We start from the raw sequence: 15,616 nt of genomic DNA, 5'->3' as shown, positions 1-15,616 counted from the left end.
TGTTCGATCCGTTCAGCGATTAACTGCGCGCATAGCCTTTACTGCCAATGCGAAAACCTTGGAGCGCAGGTGCGACACCCTCGGCCAGACCGCATGCACATCAACGTTACCGAAAAACGACTTGCGACACGAAGCAGACATTAGTGCAGGTAAATAAGCCCGTCGCTTTTCTTCCTTTGGCCTCGTTTTTTTCCACTAGATTTGAGGTTGCTCGCCGAGCACTCCGATAGAATCAGGCAATACTAAAATCGAATCAGGCATAGTTCCCAACCACTCTGCGCCCTAGCATAGCCTGACCTTATATATTCAGGAGTGCGCCCCATGCGTGCAGAAAAAACCATTTTTATCACGGGCGTTAGTAGCGGCTTTGGCCAGGCCCTGGCTAAGGAAGCTCTCGCTCAGGGCCATCGAGTGATCGGCACTGTTCGCAGCGAATCCTCTCTGGCAACGTTCCAAACGCTCTTGCCTGAGAGAGCCCATGGCGTGGTGCTGGACGTTACCCACTTTAATGCCATCGACGCCGTCGTCGCCGCTGTTGAGGATCAGTATGGCCCGGTGGACGTGCTGGTTAACAACGCGGGTTATGGCCACGAAGGGGTTTTCGAGGAGTCGTCGTTGGAGGAAATGCGCCGTCAGTTCGACGTCAATGTATTCGGCGCGGTGGCGATGACCAAGGCGTTTGTGCCCTTTTTTCGCCAGCGACGGGCGGGGCATATCCTCAATATCACATCCATGGGTGGCTATATCACCATGCCAGGTATTGCTTACTACTGCGGCAGCAAATTTGCCCTGGAGGGCATCTCTGATACGTTGAACAAGGAGCTTGCACCCTTCAATATTTTTGTAACGGCCGTGGCGCCGGGGTCTTTCCGAACGGACTGGGCAGGTCGTTCGATGCAGCGTACGCCGCGCAGCATCAGTGACTACGATGCGACCTTCGACCCGGTGCGAAAAGCCCGTGAGGAAAAAAGCGGCCTTCAACTGGGCGACCCGCAGAAAGCCGCACGCGCCATGATGACTATTATCACCAGCCCTAACCCGCCGGCTCAACTGCTGCTGGGCAGCGACGCCCTGGCTCTGGTGCGTGACAAGTTGCACCGGACGGCGGAGAGTATTGAGCAATGGGAAGCGCTGAGTTGTTCCACGGACGGCTGAGCATAACAGTGGAGAACGTGCAATCGATGCCGAAGCCCAAGAACCCTAGCACTGCGCGTATGGTGCAGTTGATGGGCCAGCTTGCACCGCTGGAGGGTTACAACCTGAGTCCGCTGGATGATGTGCGTTTTCTGCGTTCCAACCGGCCGCTGACGCGCACGCCGGTTTTATATGAACCGGGCATCGTCATCCTCTGTCAGGGGCAGAAACGCGGCTATCTGGGTGATGAAGTTTACATCTATGACGCCCAGCATTATCTGGTGGTGTCAGTGCCAGTGCCTTTTACAATGGAGACCGACGCTAGCGAGGCGGAGCCAATGCTGGCGGTGTACATACGTCTGGATTTCAATCTGGCCGCCGAGCTGATTCAGCAGGTAGATGAGGTATGGAACATCGGCGTGGCTCAGCCTATGGGCATGTACGCTTCGCCCATGGACGAACCGCTGCGCCAGTCAACCCTGCGTTTTCTGGAAGTCATGGGCGACTGCACCGACGCGCAAATCCTCGGACCAGCGATGTTGCGCGAACTCTACTACCGCATCCTCACTGGCGAACAAGGCGGCACCCTACGCGCGGCTATCGCACAGCAGGGTCAGTTCGGCAAGGTGACGCGCGCCATTCACAAAATCCACCGCTGTTACCAAGAGCGTCTGGATGTAGAAATCCTCGCTCAGGAAGCGCAGATGAGCGTGCCTAACTTTCATCTACATTTTCGCAAGGTGACCGATTCCTCGCCTATGCAGTACCTCAAGTCGACGCGGTTGCATCAAGCGCGATTACTGATGCTGCGTAACGACCTGACAGCGGCCAAGTCGGCATTTCTGGTGGGTTATGAAAGTGCTTCGCAATTTAGCCGCGATTTCAAGCACCTCTTTGGACGCACGCCAATAGCGGAGGTGGCGTGGATGAAGCAGGCTTATGCGTTGCCGGCACCGACAACCCCTTCGCCCTTCGTGTCATCACACTGAGCTTCAAACAATCCTGCCTTGCCCGTCGCCAGTAGGCTTGGGAACGTGCGGATGGCGTGCCTGCCGACACAGCGGGCGAGTGAAGTTTCACATCTGCTGCCGCATAGATGAACACCCATCCAGGACTTGTATATTCAGGTGCCTATCAGAAAAGTTATCGCTCTACGGCGATGCATTTGATCTCCACGAGAAGGCCGGGGCGAGCCAGTTCACCGACACCTATGCATGTCCATGCACAAGTACTCCGAGGAAAGACTTTATCCTTCACGTGTCTAAAAATTGGCATGTGGCGGTGCATATCGACGTGATAAGTTGTCATTTCGACGACATCTTCAAATTCGCAGCCGCCGGCCTCCAAGACGAGCCGAAGATTGTCCCATGCTGCCAAAAACTGCTGCTCTGGGTCTTCGATAACTGATAATTCCGGCGTCCGGCCTACCTGGCCAGCGCAGTATAGAGTCTTTCCTACCTTTACAGCTGGTGCATAACCAGCATGTTCGCAGAGCAATCTCATGCCTTCTGGAACAATGAGCTGACGATCAGTCATGGTTGTGGAGCCCAAAATATAAACGGATACGAAAGCTAACTCACGTGCCAGAACAGCGCCCACTCGGGCCACGGGTCAACCCAGCCTCATAAAACCGCATTCGCCACTCTAGCAATCCGGGCCAGTAAGCGAACGACAGACCACTAATAAATAAAGGCGAGCATTGGCTTAGCTGCTGTATCCATAGAAATACTAGCCACGCGGCGAAAGAGCTATCGAGATCCGCCCGTTTAACGCCTTTACTCTGAAATTGACTTGTCGAGAAGGTGGCTGTCGACTGAAGAGGACTTGCGACGGCGGAAAATTCGTATGCCAGTCGACCGTAGCGGTGCTCTAACAATCTCAATCGGTAACCAGGTGAGGGTTATTGGGGAAAGAGCCACTGCGGTAGCGAACGCATTCAATCCCTCTTTGCAGATCACGTCAGAAGAGAATTCGCTTTCCTCGCCATTGAAAGTACACACGATTCGCTCATCAAAGGACTTTGAGTAGGGCCGTCTACCCTCCTCACTTCCGCAGATGTGTTTAATAACCTCACTGCTCTCCAGAACGTTTCGATCAGGGAAGTTGAAGTCCGCGATATCCAGGCCGCTGGCTCGCGTACATGGCAATGATCGGCCTGGTCTGCTGAAAGCACCGTCGGCGTTCCCGCGCCGTGCCAACGATTGAAGCAGTGCTCGTATCTCCGGCCGGCATGACAGGTTTGTGGTCGATTCCGATAACAGATGAGCCCGGGTTGTAGCCGGCTCCTGCACAGATGATCTGGACTGGGCCTGCAATTGGGATTGGAAATCTGCTCCATGGGCCGTTGCCGACTTCTTATTTCCCGAAGTCGGCAACACTGATGAAGTTGGCGGTACCGCAGATATATCGGTCATGGGGACGCCTCATATCAGGTCTGGTGTCATGAGTCTCGCCAGCATTCCTGGCGTGGCTGTTCAGTTTTTGCGCCATCAGATCCCGCTGAACCAGTTGTATCCCTGGTCTTCCCAATACCCACCGGGGTTGTCGTTGCTCACGAAAATCTCGACAACATGCTTGGGGTTTTTGAACCCCAATTTGGTGGGTACTCGAACCCGCAGCGGATAGCCGTACTCGGGCGGCAACGCGACATCGGTGTAATCCAGCGCCAGCAGTGTCTGTGGGTGCAAGGCCGTCGGCATGTCCAGACTGGAGTAGTAACGATCAGCACATTTGAAACCGACAAATTTCGCTGTGGTGTCGGCGCCGATGTGTTCCAGGAAGGTTTTCAGCGGTACACCTCCCCATTGCCCGATGGCGCTCCAGCCTTCAACACAGATCAAACGGGTGATATCGCTACGTTGCGGCAGTTTGCGTAAGCTTTCGAGTGTCCAGGGGGCCTTGTCCCTGACCCGGCCGGAGACGGCGAGCGAGTAACTGGCGAGGTCCACCTCAGGGATATCGTCCTGACCATAGAATGCGTTGAACGGAAACGGCGTAGTGATCTGGGCGCGGGTGAAGGTCGGTGCCAGTTTCTGTCCGCTGAACAGCCACGCCTGGACCCGGTCGTTCCAGCGCGACATGGCCCAAAGTACTTTGTCGACCTGATCGCCGTCCTGCAGGTTGCAACCGGTCAGCATCGACATCGCGCCCACCGTCAGGCCGGCCCGAAGAAAATGCCGGCGCTGAATGTTTTCCAGTTCAAGCTGTTGCGCAGGTTCAAGCCTGACGCGCTGAACAGTTTTTCTAAGTTCAGTCATGGCCATTTTCCCCGGCATCAAGAGACCGCACTCCACCCGTAATCATTGGCAGCAGGGTTTTCGGTACCAAAATCACCAAGATCAGATGAATCACGACGAATGCAGCAATCATCGCCATCGCCCCGAAATGTACATAACGTGCAATGTCATAGCCGCCCAGTAGCGCGACCAACTCTTGAAGTTGAATGGGTTTCCAGATCGCTACGCCCGAGATGACGACGAGTGCGCCTGCCGCCAGCACGATCCAGTACATCAGGCGCTGCACTGTGTTGTAGACACCCTGTTCATGCACCAGCCGTAAGCGCAAAGCGTCCGTAAAATCATGCTTCAAGGCGGCAAGCCCGACGGGCAGCAGCTCGCGTTTGAAATGGCGACTGACCAACCCGTACAGCACATAGATTGCGCCGTTGATCAGCAGCAGCCACATGAATGCGAAATGCCAGGCCAGCGACCCGCCCAGCCATCCGCCCACGGTCACCGCCACCGGAAACCTGAAGCTGAACAGTGGCGAGGCGTTGTAAATGGACCAACCGCTCATGAACATGCAGACCATGCAAACGGCGTTGAGCCAGTGGGTGAGGCGAACCGGCCAGGGATGAAGCTTTTTCTGTCTCACGTGGTTCCCCTTGCAAACCATCCATGGAGCGGAGCGTTGCCAGACGGCAGCGCCCCTGCCTTTTCAGGTGATTACATCGGTGGTTGGAAGCCATCCTTGCCAACCGCAATGCCACGCGCGGTGGTTCCATCCGCAGCCGGGAACACGACAATTTTCGCGCCTTTGACCAGTTCATCGGCTTTGCCTGACTCGACGTAGGCGATTGGCACATCATCCGGTACGACGATTTGTTTCTCGCCGCCCTTGTAGTTGACGGTCAATGTGCGACCGTCAGCTTTGGACAGCTTCCCCACGGTACCGTTGGTCATGGTGCCTGTGCTGCCATCCGCGTTCTGCCAGCCGTAATGACCTTCGCCACTGCCCTTGAGGCTGGCGTCGAATACCGTGACCTCCAGCGCCTTCAATGTTCCGTTGGTCTGCGGAATGGCCGCCGAGCCAATGAAGCTGTCGGATTTGATCGAGTCGATATTGGCCTTCGATACCCGGTTGATACTGGTCTTGTCAGTCAGTCCGATAGTCTGCTTAGCGCCCGAGCGGACAGTGAATGTCAGCGTATTGTTGCTGACACTTTCCACCGTGCCACGCAGTGGTTTGATTACCGGCATGTCGGCCGCGGTGGCAATGACGGCGGCACTGAGCATCAACAAACCGAACGTGGTAGACAGGGCGTGTTTGAGTTGCATGGCGACAATTCCTCATGGGTTGATGTGCCGCCATCCTCGTCCGCAGACCGGGACGTCACGATGACCGCCGAATGATATTTTTGTCATTCGCCAGCCCCTGCCCATGAATGACAGAAATGTAACCGACTGCGCCCGCTCATCCCGTTACACTGCACAACCGAGATACCGATGTCGCGGGCTGAATCCCGTCATGAAGAGACCCGAGCGCACCTCACGATGCATATCCTGCTGATTGAAGATGACACCAAAACAGGTGAGTACCTCAAAAAGGGGCTCGGCGAGTCCGGTTACAACGTCGACTGGACCCAGCACGGTGCCGACGGCCTGCACATGGCCCTGCATACAACCTACGACCTGATCGTACTGGATGTGATGTTGCCTGGGATTGACGGGTTTCAGATCATTGAGCTGTTGCGCGCCAGACAAGACGTTCCCGTACTGTTCCTCACCGCGCGCGACCAATTGCATGACCGCATTCGCGGCTTGGAACTGGGCGCCGATGATTACCTGGTCAAACCTTTTTCGTTTACCGAACTGCTGTTACGCATCCGCACCATTTTGCGTCGCGGTGTAGTTCGCGAAGCCGACCATTTTCACCTCGCCGACCTGGAGCTGGATCTGGTGCGGCGTCGCGTTACACGCCAACAGCAGGTAATCGTGTTGACCAACAAGGAGTTCGCCCTGCTGCATCTGTTTCTGCGTCGGGCAGGCGATGTGCTGTCCAGGACACAGATCGCTTCGGAAGTCTGGGACATGAATTTCGACAGCGATACTAACGTGGTGGACGTTGCGGTGAAGCGCCTGCGCAACAAGGTCGACCAGCCCTACCCGATCAAGTTGATCCATACCATTCGCGGTATCGGCTATGTCTGCGAGGTGAGGCCATGCGGACCCGACGTCAACCCTCTCTGACCCTGCGGTCGACCGTGGCGTTTTCCATGGTAGCGATGCTCGCCGTGGCCGGTGCGGGCGTTTACCTGTATCAGACGATGAAAGCCTCGGTTTTGGTGTACAGCGATCATGCGGTCATGGGCCGTCTGGAGCACTTTCGCAAGCTGCTGCACTACGAGCTCGCCATCGAGAAGCTGCGCGACAGCCCACAGATTTTCAAGAACATGCTCGACAGCGAAGACGACATCTTCATCATTGAAGAACCCGGGCAGCAACCGGTAATCCAGGTAAATCCACTCAACGTCACGCTGCCTGAACTGCCTGTGATCGGCCAGAATACAAAGCTGAGCGTCAGTGATCTGCGCAGCGGCGTGACCGACTCGGGAACAATGCTGCGCGCCGCTACCGTCGTCACGACGTCTGGTGGACGTGAAGTCCGACTGACAGCCGCACACCTCATGGGCAAGGAAATGGCTATGCTCGCGGCGTATCGCGAACGCATCTACCTGGCCGTTGCTCTTGCCTTTCTGGCGACAGCCTTGCTGGGCTACCTGGTACTGCGCCGAGGGCTGCGTCCGTTGCGCGAAATGGCCGCCCATGCGGCAGCCATCACACCCGAGCGTCTCCACAGCCGCATGGACAGCGCCGATACGCCGGTTGAACTGCAACAGCTGAGTGACGCCTATAACGCAATGCTTGATCGCCTTGCCCAGGGTTATCAGCGATTGACGCAATTTTCCGCTGACCTTGCCCATGAAATCCGCACGCCGGTGGGGTCGCTTATGGGGCATTGTCAGGTCGCCCTTCGCCAGCGGCGCAGCGAGGACGACTATCAGGCACTGATCGCTTCAAACCTTGAAGAGCTCGAACGGATCTCGCGCATCGTCGAAAGCATTCTGTTCCTTGCGCGCGCCGATGAAGCGCAAGCGGTGGTGGAGCGCCAACAACTATCGTTGCATGACGAATCTCAGCGCATTGCTGAATATTTTGAAGGCTTGGCTGAAGAGCGGCGAATGAGCTTCCAGATAACAGGCGATGGCAACGTGCTCGCGGATCCATTGCTGCTGCGCAGAGCCTTGAGCAACCTGGTGGCGAACGCGATTCGCTACGCCTACGAGGGCACCGAGATTGTGATGCGGGTGACGGACTCCCACAGCGGTGCGCGGATTGAAGTGGAGAACCAAGGTCCTGTACTGAGCGACGAAACCCTGGGCAAACTCTTCGACCGTTTTTACCGCGGCGATGCGTCTCGCCAGCAGAACTCCGACTCCTACGGCCTTGGCCTCGCCATCGTCGTGGCAATCATGCAACTGCATGGAGGTCACGTGCGTGTCGAACAGCCAAAGCCTGGGATTATCCGTTTTTCGCTGTCATTCCCTGGAGCTTGAACGATATCAACGGGCAGCACTTGTCGTTCGCTGCCCTCACTGAAAGTCATGCGAGCAGGTCAACTTTCTGAGGGCTTGCTCAGGCTCCGATGCTCGATCGGCGCATACGTTTCTTCGCCGGCTATGGGTACCCAATCATTTAACGGTGTCAGGAAGTGCAGTTCAAAACGACGTGACAGGAACGCCCATTTTCCGTCCCGACGTTCAAACCTGTCGTAGTACAGCCCGCTGACTTGAACCGGGCCTTTTTCAATGTCATGGAACAGGCAATCCGCAGCCACCGTACCCATCGCGCTGTCACCTTTGATTTCGATCAACGGGTTGGCCATCCAGTGGTGCATATGTGGCATCTGGCGCCAGCTGTTTTGCGCCATCGCGAGGATTTCATCACGACTTTGGGCATTGCCGAAACCTGGTAAATCCAGTGTCGATTCCTCGTGCCAGATACCGCTCAGGAGCGACACGTCGATGCGGTCGAAGGCATTGGCGTAGGCGCTGATCAGCGACTCGATGGCGGCGCGACTTTCCAGGGCGTCCAGTCGGGTGGTCAATTCTTCAATGTTCATGAGGAGGTTTCCTGCTGAGGCTTCGCAAAAGCGACAAAGCAACCCTCTGCGAGGGCTGCACTACGGTTGAGCAAGTGCTCAGATCTGCGACAGGCCGCCATCGACCATCAGCTCCACACCGTTGACATATTTCGCATCGGCGGATGCAAGGAACAGCGCTGAGGAGGCGATTTCTTCAGGCTGGGCCATATACCCCAGCGGAGTGATCTGCTCGACATGTTGGCGCAGCGCGACAATGTCGCTTTCGCTCATCTTCAAGCCGTTATCCATCAGAGGGGTGCGAGTGAAGCCAGGGCTCAGAACATTCGCTCGAATCTTGCGATCTTTGAGTTCGTTGGCCCAAGTCCTTGCGAAGGACCGCACTGCAGCCTTGGAAGCGTTGTAGAGACTCAGCCCTTCCATCCCATTGCTGGAGCAAATAGATGCCGTCAACACGATCGAAGCGCCATTTTTCAACAACGGCATCAACGTCTGGACGGTAAAAAAAACGCCCTTCACGTTGATGTCGAACATGTTGAAATAAGCCGCCTCGGTGGTCTCGCCCAGCGGATTTTTTTCACAAATACCCGCATTGGCGAACACAGAGTTCAACTGATCGTTGCGGGCTTCGATTATTGCCTTGAGCTTATCGAGATCAGCCTGGCGGGCGACATCGGAAATGACCGCGACCGCTCTATCGCCAAGCTTGGCCACCGCCGCCTCCAGCGTGGCTGCAGAACGCCCAGTGATGTAAACACGCTTGGCTCCCTCGGCAATCAAACCCTGCGCAATCGCAAACCCGATCCCGGTGGATGCGCCGGTGACGACTGCAACCTGATTAGCGAATTTACCTGACATATCTGACTCCTCAGCCTTGGTTGTGTGGATCGACTGGAACCACAATGCGGCCATTTTGAGAGGAGTCAGGCGCTGAGCGGCACTGCCATAAATGAACATTGGCCGTTCAATTATGTGAGGCGTAAGCGAAGGCCTGATCGCTTAGATTGGAACCAGTTGATTCAGAACATGACCCGCAATCGAGAATATTCTGGAACCGAAGGGTTTCAGGAAGGAGATCTTATGCCTCAGACAAAAATCGCCCCCCCGGAACCGCGGCGCTGGTTGATGTTCGCCATCTTGTTGGTCGGTGCGTTTTTACCACCGCTGGATTTTTTCATCGTCAACGTAGCGCTGCCCTCAATTCAGGATTCGCTGGGCACAGCCTCCTCTGCCGAACAGCTGATCATCTCTTCATATGCGGCGCTTTATGCCGTGACACTGATCACCGGTGGACGGCTTGGAGACATCTTTGGCCGCATGAGAATGTTCTTCGTTGGCCTGATTGGCTTTGCCGTCGCCTCACTGATCTGCGGTGTTTCCGAGTCATCCTGGGTGTTGATTGCCGGACGTTCGCTGCAAGGCGTGACGGCAGCGGTCATGGCGCCCCAGGCACTCGCCTCTGTGCAGGCTATATTCCCCGAGTCCGAAAAGCCCTTGGCACTGAGCCTTTATGGCGCGGTCTTTGGCCTGGCGTCCGTCATCGGCCAGGCACTTGGCGGGATATTGATATCGCTCAACCTGATGAACTTAGGGTGGCGGGCGATATTTCTGGTGAATTTACCGATTGCGTTGCTGGTCGTTCTGATTGCCATTCCCGTGGTCAAGGAAACCCGCGCGAAACAGACCAGCAAGCTGGATCTGGGCGGAACGCTATTGTCCATGGTGACGCTTGGGGCTCTGATCGTTCCACTGATCGAGGGGCGTGAAGCGGGCTGGCCTTTGTGGGCCTGGCTGTCGCTGGCGGCGGTGCCGCTGCTGGCCTGGCTGTTCTGGCACTACGAAGCCCGTTTGCATCAAGCGCAAGGCGCACCGTTGCTTAATCCTGCCGCACTGCGCGCGCCTGGGCTGGGCCGGGCGTTGCTCGTCGCCCTGACCTTTTACGCAATCGGCGTGTTTTTCCTGCTGTTTTCCATTTATTTACAGGGAGCATTGCATACGAGCCCACTCAGTGCAGGTCTGGTCTTTCTTCCTTTCGGTGCGGGATTTCTGCTGGGACCGCTCGCCACCCATCAGTTCCGGCGTTTTCTCGGGGATTACGTGAACCCCTTCGGAATGGGGCTGGAAGTGCTGGGGTTTGTGCTAATGGCCAGGCTCGTAGCAAAGACGCCAATGACCGTCAGTCCCGCGGCGCTGCCCCTTGCCGTCATTCTCTTTCTGATCGGTTTCGGACAAGGATTGGCCCTTCCGACATTGATGCGCATGATCACAGGACGTGTGGCGCCCGCGTACTCCGGCATGATTGCGGGCATTACCAGCTCCACCCTGCAAATCAGCACATCACTGAGCGTCGCAATAATAGGCGGCATTTTCTACACCCTTCTCGGCACGGATACGGACGCGGCTGCCATCACCCACGCCTTCACCGTCTCCATACTCTGCATTGCGGCGTGCCTGGCGGTAGGCGCGGGACTAAGTCTTACCCTGGCGCGCCAACCTGCTGCAGAGTTGCAAACAGCGACCATGCGCGCAGCAGAGTGAGTCAACCGGCTGCCTGATTGCCGACCATGATGGAAGCAAGGTCGGCAAGAGCACGAAGGCTGTCCATCTGGCGCATGTCCTGGTGGTAACCCATCCATATGTCGCGGCCCGGGGGCGGTTCATGCGGATCAATCAGCCGCAGCGCCGTTAACTGGTCACCCAGGGCGCGGGGCAATACGGCGACGCCCTGCCCTTGCGCGCACATTTGCGCCTGGACTGTGCGGCTGCTACTGGTGAACACGGTACGGGCCAGAGGGTAACGCTGCTGCAGCCACTGCACATCGGGATAATGAGACTGGGCAACACTCATGGTGATCAAACCAAGCCCGTCGCCCTGTGGCTCGGGGTCAGCAGATCCGACGGCGGCATACAACCCATAGCTCAGGGTAGTCAGCTTGCGGTGAACAATATCGGGTTCGGTGAAAGGAACGATTCGAAACGCGATGTCGGCGTCGCGGCGAGCCAAGTCAAACAATCGATGCCCGGCGATGACCTCGGGCACGATCAGCGGATAACGTCGTCCCAGTTCGTTCAGGACCGGGGCGAGCACATAACAGGCGAACCAGTCAGCGCAAGAAATGCGCAACACGCCTTCGGGCTGTGCGCTGTCCCCCGCAAGGCGCCTTTCGATTGCCAATGCACTTTGCTCCATTTCTTGCGCCAGGCTGAGTAGCTTTTCGCCGCTGTCGGTCAGTACCAGACCTTGGGTGGTACGAAGAAAAATGGGCTGGCCACTGGACTGCTCAAGCACCTGCAAGCGCCGCCCCACGGTCGGATGGCTTACGCCCAACAGCTTGGCGGCAGCGCCCAATGACCCGCTGCGGGCAATCGCGAGAAAGACCCGCACATCACTCCAGTCCATGCTCTACCCCGTACAAAAATGAACAGTGAGAGTGCAGCAATGGCACTGCCGTAGCAATCCCACGCCGGACATACTTGTCCGCATTCTCCTTCGTCGAATACCAACCGGGGACTGCAAATGAAGATAGGTTTTATCGGTGTGGGAAGCATGGGCAGAGCAATCATTACACTGCTCGTCCGGGCAGGCCATCACGTCTCGGCATGGAACCGTAGTCACGCGGCGATCATGGATCTTGAAGGCGTAAGTATTCTCGAATCGCCGACCTCGGCCTTTGAGCAAGAGGTCGTCATCAGCCTGCTGGCCGATGATGCCGCCGTCAGGGAAGTGCTGCTGTCCAGCGCGGCTCTGGAAAATGCAGATAAGACCTGCGTGCATGTCGTGATGTCGACTTTGTCGCCTTCGCTCATGGTCGAGTTGCAGGGCATGCATGATGCGATCGGCATGGCACTGGTCGCGGCGCCGGTTTTCGGCGTGCCCGCCGTGGCCGCGAACGGCGAGTTGAATATCCTGGCGGCCGGATCGCAGCAAGCGGTCTCGACGGTTCAACCGCTGTTTGACCTGCTCGGGAAAAACACCTGGTATCTGGGCGATCAGCCTGAACACGCGTGTATCGCGAAAATCGCCGGCAACATGATGATCACCCAAGCCATCCAGTCGCTGGGCGAAGCAACCGGACTCGTTCAACGTCACGGACTGAGCCCTTCTATTTTCGTCAACCTCATGACCCAGACCCTGTTCGCCTGCCCTAGTTATCACCGGTATGGGCAGAACATCGTCAACAGCAGCTTTGAACCGGGTTTCAAACTGTCTCTTGGCCTCAAGGATATAAATCTGGCTATTGATGCGGGCCGTCTCAAGGACCTGGAACTGCCGGCAGCCGATGCCGTGCGATCGAAAATGACATCCGCAGTAGCCCGAGGAGATGGACACAAGGACTGGTCGGTTTTCGCTACGCAGACAGTTACCCAATCAACCGATCATGCCCAGCAACCCTGGCGAAGCGCACCGATAAAACGTACGCGGCGTGGCAACTTCTGGGTGACGGGAGCCCGCGTTACCCAGAACGGTAAAAACTTTCAGAAAGGTCCGATGTACGTAGCCTGGGAATCCCCCGAGCACATCACTCAACCCTATCCCGTGGTGCTGGTGCACGGTGGCACGCTGCAAGGCACTGAATGGCTGGATACCCCCGATGGTCGTCCGGGATGGGCACAGCGGTTCCTCGAAGCGGGCTTTGTAGTCTTTCGCGTCGACCGACCGGGTCACGGACGATCGCCCTATCATCCCGACATCATGGGGCCGATGGGACCCGCGTTTTCCTATGAGCGCGCCCGCGAAGTCTACTTTCCAGAAGGAGGAGGAGAAACACAGTGGCCGTTTGAGCTGGACGATGAAGCGGCTTTTGACGCCTTCATTGCAGCTTACGGCCCCATGCCGGCCGACCTTGCGGCATCGCAGACCCTAGACGCGGATCGACTGGCCGAACTGCTCGACAGAATCGGTAAGGCCATCATCGTTACGCATTCCGCTTCCGGGCCGAGTGGCTGGTTGGTCGCCGATCGTCGACCCGACCTGATCGCAGGGATTGTGGCAGTGGAGCCTATGGGGCCGGTGTTTGGCCATACGCCGGGTATAGGCAGCCTCGAATGGGGACTGACCGCCGCCCCTTTAACCTTTGATCCGCCTCGCGCAACGGCGGAGCAAGTCCGCACAGCAGAACCTTCAACCCTGAAAATTCCCGGATTGCAGGGCGTTCCGGTAGCGCTGGTGACAGGTGAGACATCTGCATTTGCTTCTTACGCCTCCAGCATTGTCCCTTTCCTGCGAAATGCCGGTGCCAACATTCACCACCTTGATCTACCGGCACTGGGTATTCACGGCAATGGCCACGGATTGATCTATGAACGCAATTCAGACTCGGCTTTCAAGGTAGTCACGCAGTGGTTGGAGAAATCGTTGAACATGCCCGATCCCGCGTAAAGCGCCTGCTCAGGTTCTCCGTCCAATCATGAAAGGACCAAGGAAGGTTACAGACAAGCCCCTTAGAACAACTGCCACGAGGTTATCCATGGAAAATTCCGACATCACGCGTCAACTCTCGGCAATCAGACAAACCATCGACAATATCGACGCCGCACTCATCCACATGCTTGCTGAACGGTTCCGCTGTACTGATGAGGTCGGCTTGCTCAAAGCCCGACATCAATTGCCTGCGGTGGACAAGAAGAGAGAGCAGCATCAATACGAACGTCTGACAGCCCTCGCCCAGGAGGCCAACCTCGATACGGCCTTCGTCCAGAAGCTGATGCAGTTTGTCATCGGTGAAGTGGTCGACCGTCACAGACAATTTGCGGCCGGGCATGACCCAAGATTCTGCAAGGGCGCTGTCCTCAGGACTGAACACACCACCGGCTAACCCGCCGCCTCCCCCAATAGACGCCCGGGAGTTGCTGATAGATCGCAAACAATTCGATAGAGAGCGACTGAATAAGCCCCTTCCTCCGACCGATTCCTGCAAGGCAATTAGACAATCAAGACGAGCAGAACCGCATGATATGGCCAACGATCGATCAAATTCGCAGTTTCACTGTTTTACCCTCTGGCTACACATGGGATTACCTGAAACGCGAGGAGATCAATGCAGCGATAATTTTTTTCCAGACGTGGTTCCCCTCCATTAGGGTGGGGTTAGGGAGCCCTTTTCTGAACCAGCGATTTTATGAAGACAACGTGGTGCTCGAAGACGATCTGGAGCGGGGAATGTTCGCTATCGTGGTCCGCCAGAACCATGAAATCGTCGCTATAGCAACGTGGGAAAAAATTGACGACGCTGATGTCATCTTCGGGCGAGTGGGCGCGGTAGCCAAACATCATAGACAAACCAAACTGGCCGTAGCTGCCCAAGACCTCGGAGAAAAAATGGGAAGGTCCATGGGCGCGGGCTTGATCTATGGTATGGCGACAACCAGCGCTCCGTATATGCAACAAGCATTGGAGCATGCGGGTTACAAAGCCGTAGGAATAATGCCTGGCTTAGACCAAGAGGAAACAGAGCCAGGAGTCGTGCGCAGGGTGTACGAAGTTATCTACGCAAAACGACTCGCCCCCCACTCAAGTTTTCTGATTCCTTCAGTACACAACCTCACACCGACCGTCGCTCGGCTTTATGCAGAAATATTTCACGAAACAACCAAGATTGACTGAGACGCGAGCATAAATACCGGGATGCTTCTGATCAAAAAGATTCCCGCTCACGCTTATTGCGTTGCTAGGGAGCACCGCTTTAGCGTGCCTGCCAAAAGAACGCGAAGGCGCACCGAATACCCGCTACTACCATACTGGAGCCAGTCGCAGGTCGCCGTTCAAGATCACTCGCACACTCGATGCGATTGGGGGTAAAAGTAGGGAAAAATAACATCATTATCGAACGGAAAACGCCCTCCTAGAGCCCAGTCAAAATGTTCTTCGGCGACCCTGAGAGTCTTTAGGCGTTGTCGGGCAGGCTGTTTAGCTGAGCATTTCTGGCTTTTCATAGGCCACGGAGATCCATTCACTTCCAGACGATTGCTACATTGGGGGCATATCTGAGGGCATACTTTGGATGGTCTGAAAAGGATGCCCCCAGCCTAAGGCCAAGTGGGCTATTGATGAGGATAGCTCCGACCGGACACTCTGCGATTCGATAGACCGGCCTGAAGCTTT

The 15,616-nt window shown here is 56.4% G+C and carries 15 protein-coding genes; 8 read left to right on the top strand and 7 right to left on the bottom strand.

Translation table 11 applies throughout. From position 1 onward, the window contains the following. The first annotated feature begins 321 nt into the window (after positions 1-321). A complete protein-coding gene (locus tag HDC32_RS01295; RefSeq protein ID WP_145338166.1) occupies positions 322-1,155 on the top strand; it encodes an oxidoreductase in 834 nt (277 codons plus the stop codon). A 26-nt stretch (positions 1,156-1,181) separates the two neighbouring features. After that, positions 1,182-2,123, top strand: coding sequence for an AraC family transcriptional regulator (locus tag HDC32_RS01290; RefSeq protein ID WP_184742153.1), 942 nt, complete (start codon positions 1,182-1,184; stop codon positions 2,121-2,123). Between the two features lie 154 nt (positions 2,124-2,277). Here HDC32_RS01290 and HDC32_RS01285 read toward each other — a convergent pair whose 3' ends face one another. The 4 genes from HDC32_RS01285 to HDC32_RS01270 form a co-directional block, all read right to left on the bottom strand. Further along, the gene (locus tag HDC32_RS01285; RefSeq protein WP_184742152.1) at positions 2,278-2,670 is read right to left on the bottom strand and encodes a RidA family protein; all 393 of its coding nucleotides are present in this window, start codon (positions 2,668-2,670) and stop codon (positions 2,278-2,280) included. Positions 2,671-3,623: 953 nt separating this feature from the next. Beyond that, the gene (locus HDC32_RS01280) at positions 3,624-4,391 is read right to left on the bottom strand and encodes a molybdopterin-dependent oxidoreductase (RefSeq protein WP_145338169.1); all 768 of its coding nucleotides are present in this window, start codon (positions 4,389-4,391) and stop codon (positions 3,624-3,626) included. Beyond that, complete coding sequence (locus tag HDC32_RS01275; RefSeq protein ID WP_145338170.1) at positions 4,384-5,007, bottom strand: cytochrome b/b6 domain-containing protein; 624 nt, start codon at positions 5,005-5,007, stop codon at positions 4,384-4,386. Before HDC32_RS01275 ends, HDC32_RS01280 begins: the two co-directional genes overlap by 8 nt. Positions 5,008-5,078: 71 nt before the next feature. Continuing rightward, on the bottom strand, positions 5,079-5,690 hold the full coding sequence (locus HDC32_RS01270; RefSeq protein ID WP_184742150.1) for a hypothetical protein: 612 nt from the start codon (positions 5,688-5,690) through the stop codon (positions 5,079-5,081). Between the two features lie 216 nt (positions 5,691-5,906). On the opposite strand from HDC32_RS01270, the gene HDC32_RS01265 reads away from it, so the two are divergent. Together HDC32_RS01265 and HDC32_RS01260 are read left to right on the top strand one after the other, a co-directional pair. Then, positions 5,907-6,602 carry a heavy metal response regulator transcription factor gene (locus HDC32_RS01265; protein WP_092398187.1) on the top strand — a complete coding sequence of 232 codons (696 nt, stop codon included), beginning with the start codon at positions 5,907-5,909 and terminating at the stop codon, positions 6,600-6,602. Beyond that, a complete protein-coding gene (locus HDC32_RS01260; RefSeq protein WP_145338172.1) occupies positions 6,575-7,969 on the top strand; it encodes a heavy metal sensor histidine kinase in 1,395 nt (464 codons plus the stop codon). Before HDC32_RS01265 ends, HDC32_RS01260 begins: the two co-directional genes overlap by 28 nt. 59 nt (positions 7,970-8,028) lie before the next feature. Here the strand turns inward: HDC32_RS01260 and HDC32_RS01255 are convergent, their stop codons facing one another. After that, positions 8,029-8,535, bottom strand: coding sequence for a nuclear transport factor 2 family protein (locus HDC32_RS01255; RefSeq protein WP_145338173.1), 507 nt, complete (start codon positions 8,533-8,535; stop codon positions 8,029-8,031). A gap of 78 nt (positions 8,536-8,613) precedes the next feature. Beyond that, positions 8,614-9,471 carry an SDR family oxidoreductase gene (locus HDC32_RS01250; protein WP_237683084.1) on the bottom strand — a complete coding sequence of 286 codons (858 nt, stop codon included), beginning with the start codon at positions 9,469-9,471 and terminating at the stop codon, positions 8,614-8,616. Between the two features lie 69 nt (positions 9,472-9,540). Between HDC32_RS01250 and HDC32_RS01245 the strand changes: the two genes are divergently transcribed. Then, a complete protein-coding gene (locus HDC32_RS01245) occupies positions 9,541-11,052 on the top strand; it encodes an MFS transporter (RefSeq protein ID WP_256663582.1) in 1,512 nt (503 codons plus the stop codon). Between the two features lies 1 nt (position 11,053). Here HDC32_RS01245 and HDC32_RS01240 read toward each other — a convergent pair whose 3' ends face one another. After that, positions 11,054-11,914: a LysR family transcriptional regulator gene (locus HDC32_RS01240; protein WP_184742147.1), complete on the bottom strand. Its 861-nt coding sequence runs from the start codon at positions 11,912-11,914 to the stop codon at positions 11,054-11,056. A gap of 117 nt (positions 11,915-12,031) precedes the next feature. Here HDC32_RS01240 and HDC32_RS31945 point away from each other — a divergent pair, with 117 nt between their 5' ends. The 3 genes from HDC32_RS31945 to HDC32_RS01220 all read left to right on the top strand — a co-directional run bounded on the left by HDC32_RS31945 (position 12,032) and on the right by HDC32_RS01220 (position 15,118). Further along, on the top strand, positions 12,032-13,894 hold the full coding sequence (locus HDC32_RS31945) for an NAD(P)-binding domain-containing protein (protein ID WP_260403567.1): 1,863 nt from the start codon (positions 12,032-12,034) through the stop codon (positions 13,892-13,894). Positions 13,895-13,982: 88 nt separating this feature from the next. After that, a complete protein-coding gene (locus tag HDC32_RS01225; protein WP_145338175.1) occupies positions 13,983-14,330 on the top strand; it encodes a chorismate mutase in 348 nt (115 codons plus the stop codon). 134 nt (positions 14,331-14,464) lie between these two features. Further along, entirely contained in the window at positions 14,465-15,118 is a 654-nt protein-coding gene (locus tag HDC32_RS01220; RefSeq protein ID WP_184742145.1) for a hypothetical protein, read from the top strand. The last annotated feature ends 498 nt before the right edge of the window (positions 15,119-15,616 follow it).

This window comes from Pseudomonas sp. JAI120 (genome assembly GCF_014207255.1).
GTDB lineage: Bacteria > Pseudomonadota > Gammaproteobacteria > Pseudomonadales > Pseudomonadaceae > Aquipseudomonas.
The sequence above is the reverse complement of the archived record's forward strand: the minus strand, read 5'-3'. Positions and strand labels throughout refer to the sequence as shown.

Coding starts and splice junctions, on each gene's coding strand:
- HDC32_RS01295 (WP_145338166.1), top strand. CDS start 322: ATGCGTGCAGAAAAAACCATTTTTATCACGGGCGTTAGTAGCGGCTTT.
- HDC32_RS01290 (WP_184742153.1), top strand. CDS start 1,182: ATGCCGAAGCCCAAGAACCCTAGCACTGCGCGTATGGTGCAGTTGATG.
- HDC32_RS01285 (WP_184742152.1), bottom strand. CDS start 2,670: ATGACTGATCGTCAGCTCATTGTTCCAGAAGGCATGAGATTGCTCTGC.
- HDC32_RS01280 (WP_145338169.1), bottom strand. CDS start 4,391: ATGACTGAACTTAGAAAAACTGTTCAGCGCGTCAGGCTTGAACCTGCG.
- HDC32_RS01270 (WP_184742150.1), bottom strand. CDS start 5,690: ATGCAACTCAAACACGCCCTGTCTACCACGTTCGGTTTGTTGATGCTC.
- HDC32_RS01265 (WP_092398187.1), top strand. CDS start 5,907: ATGCATATCCTGCTGATTGAAGATGACACCAAAACAGGTGAGTACCTC.
- HDC32_RS01260 (WP_145338172.1), top strand. CDS start 6,575: ATGCGGACCCGACGTCAACCCTCTCTGACCCTGCGGTCGACCGTGGCG.
- HDC32_RS01255 (WP_145338173.1), bottom strand. CDS start 8,535: ATGAACATTGAAGAATTGACCACCCGACTGGACGCCCTGGAAAGTCGC.
- HDC32_RS01250 (WP_237683084.1), bottom strand. CDS start 9,471: ATGTTCATTTATGGCAGTGCCGCTCAGCGCCTGACTCCTCTCAAAATG.
- HDC32_RS01245 (WP_256663582.1), top strand. CDS start 9,541: ATGACCCGCAATCGAGAATATTCTGGAACCGAAGGGTTTCAGGAAGGA.
- HDC32_RS01240 (WP_184742147.1), bottom strand. CDS start 11,914: ATGGACTGGAGTGATGTGCGGGTCTTTCTCGCGATTGCCCGCAGCGGG.
- HDC32_RS31945 (WP_260403567.1), top strand. CDS start 12,032: ATGAAGATAGGTTTTATCGGTGTGGGAAGCATGGGCAGAGCAATCATT.
- HDC32_RS01225 (WP_145338175.1), top strand. CDS start 13,983: ATGGAAAATTCCGACATCACGCGTCAACTCTCGGCAATCAGACAAACC.
- HDC32_RS01220 (WP_184742145.1), top strand. CDS start 14,465: ATGATATGGCCAACGATCGATCAAATTCGCAGTTTCACTGTTTTACCC.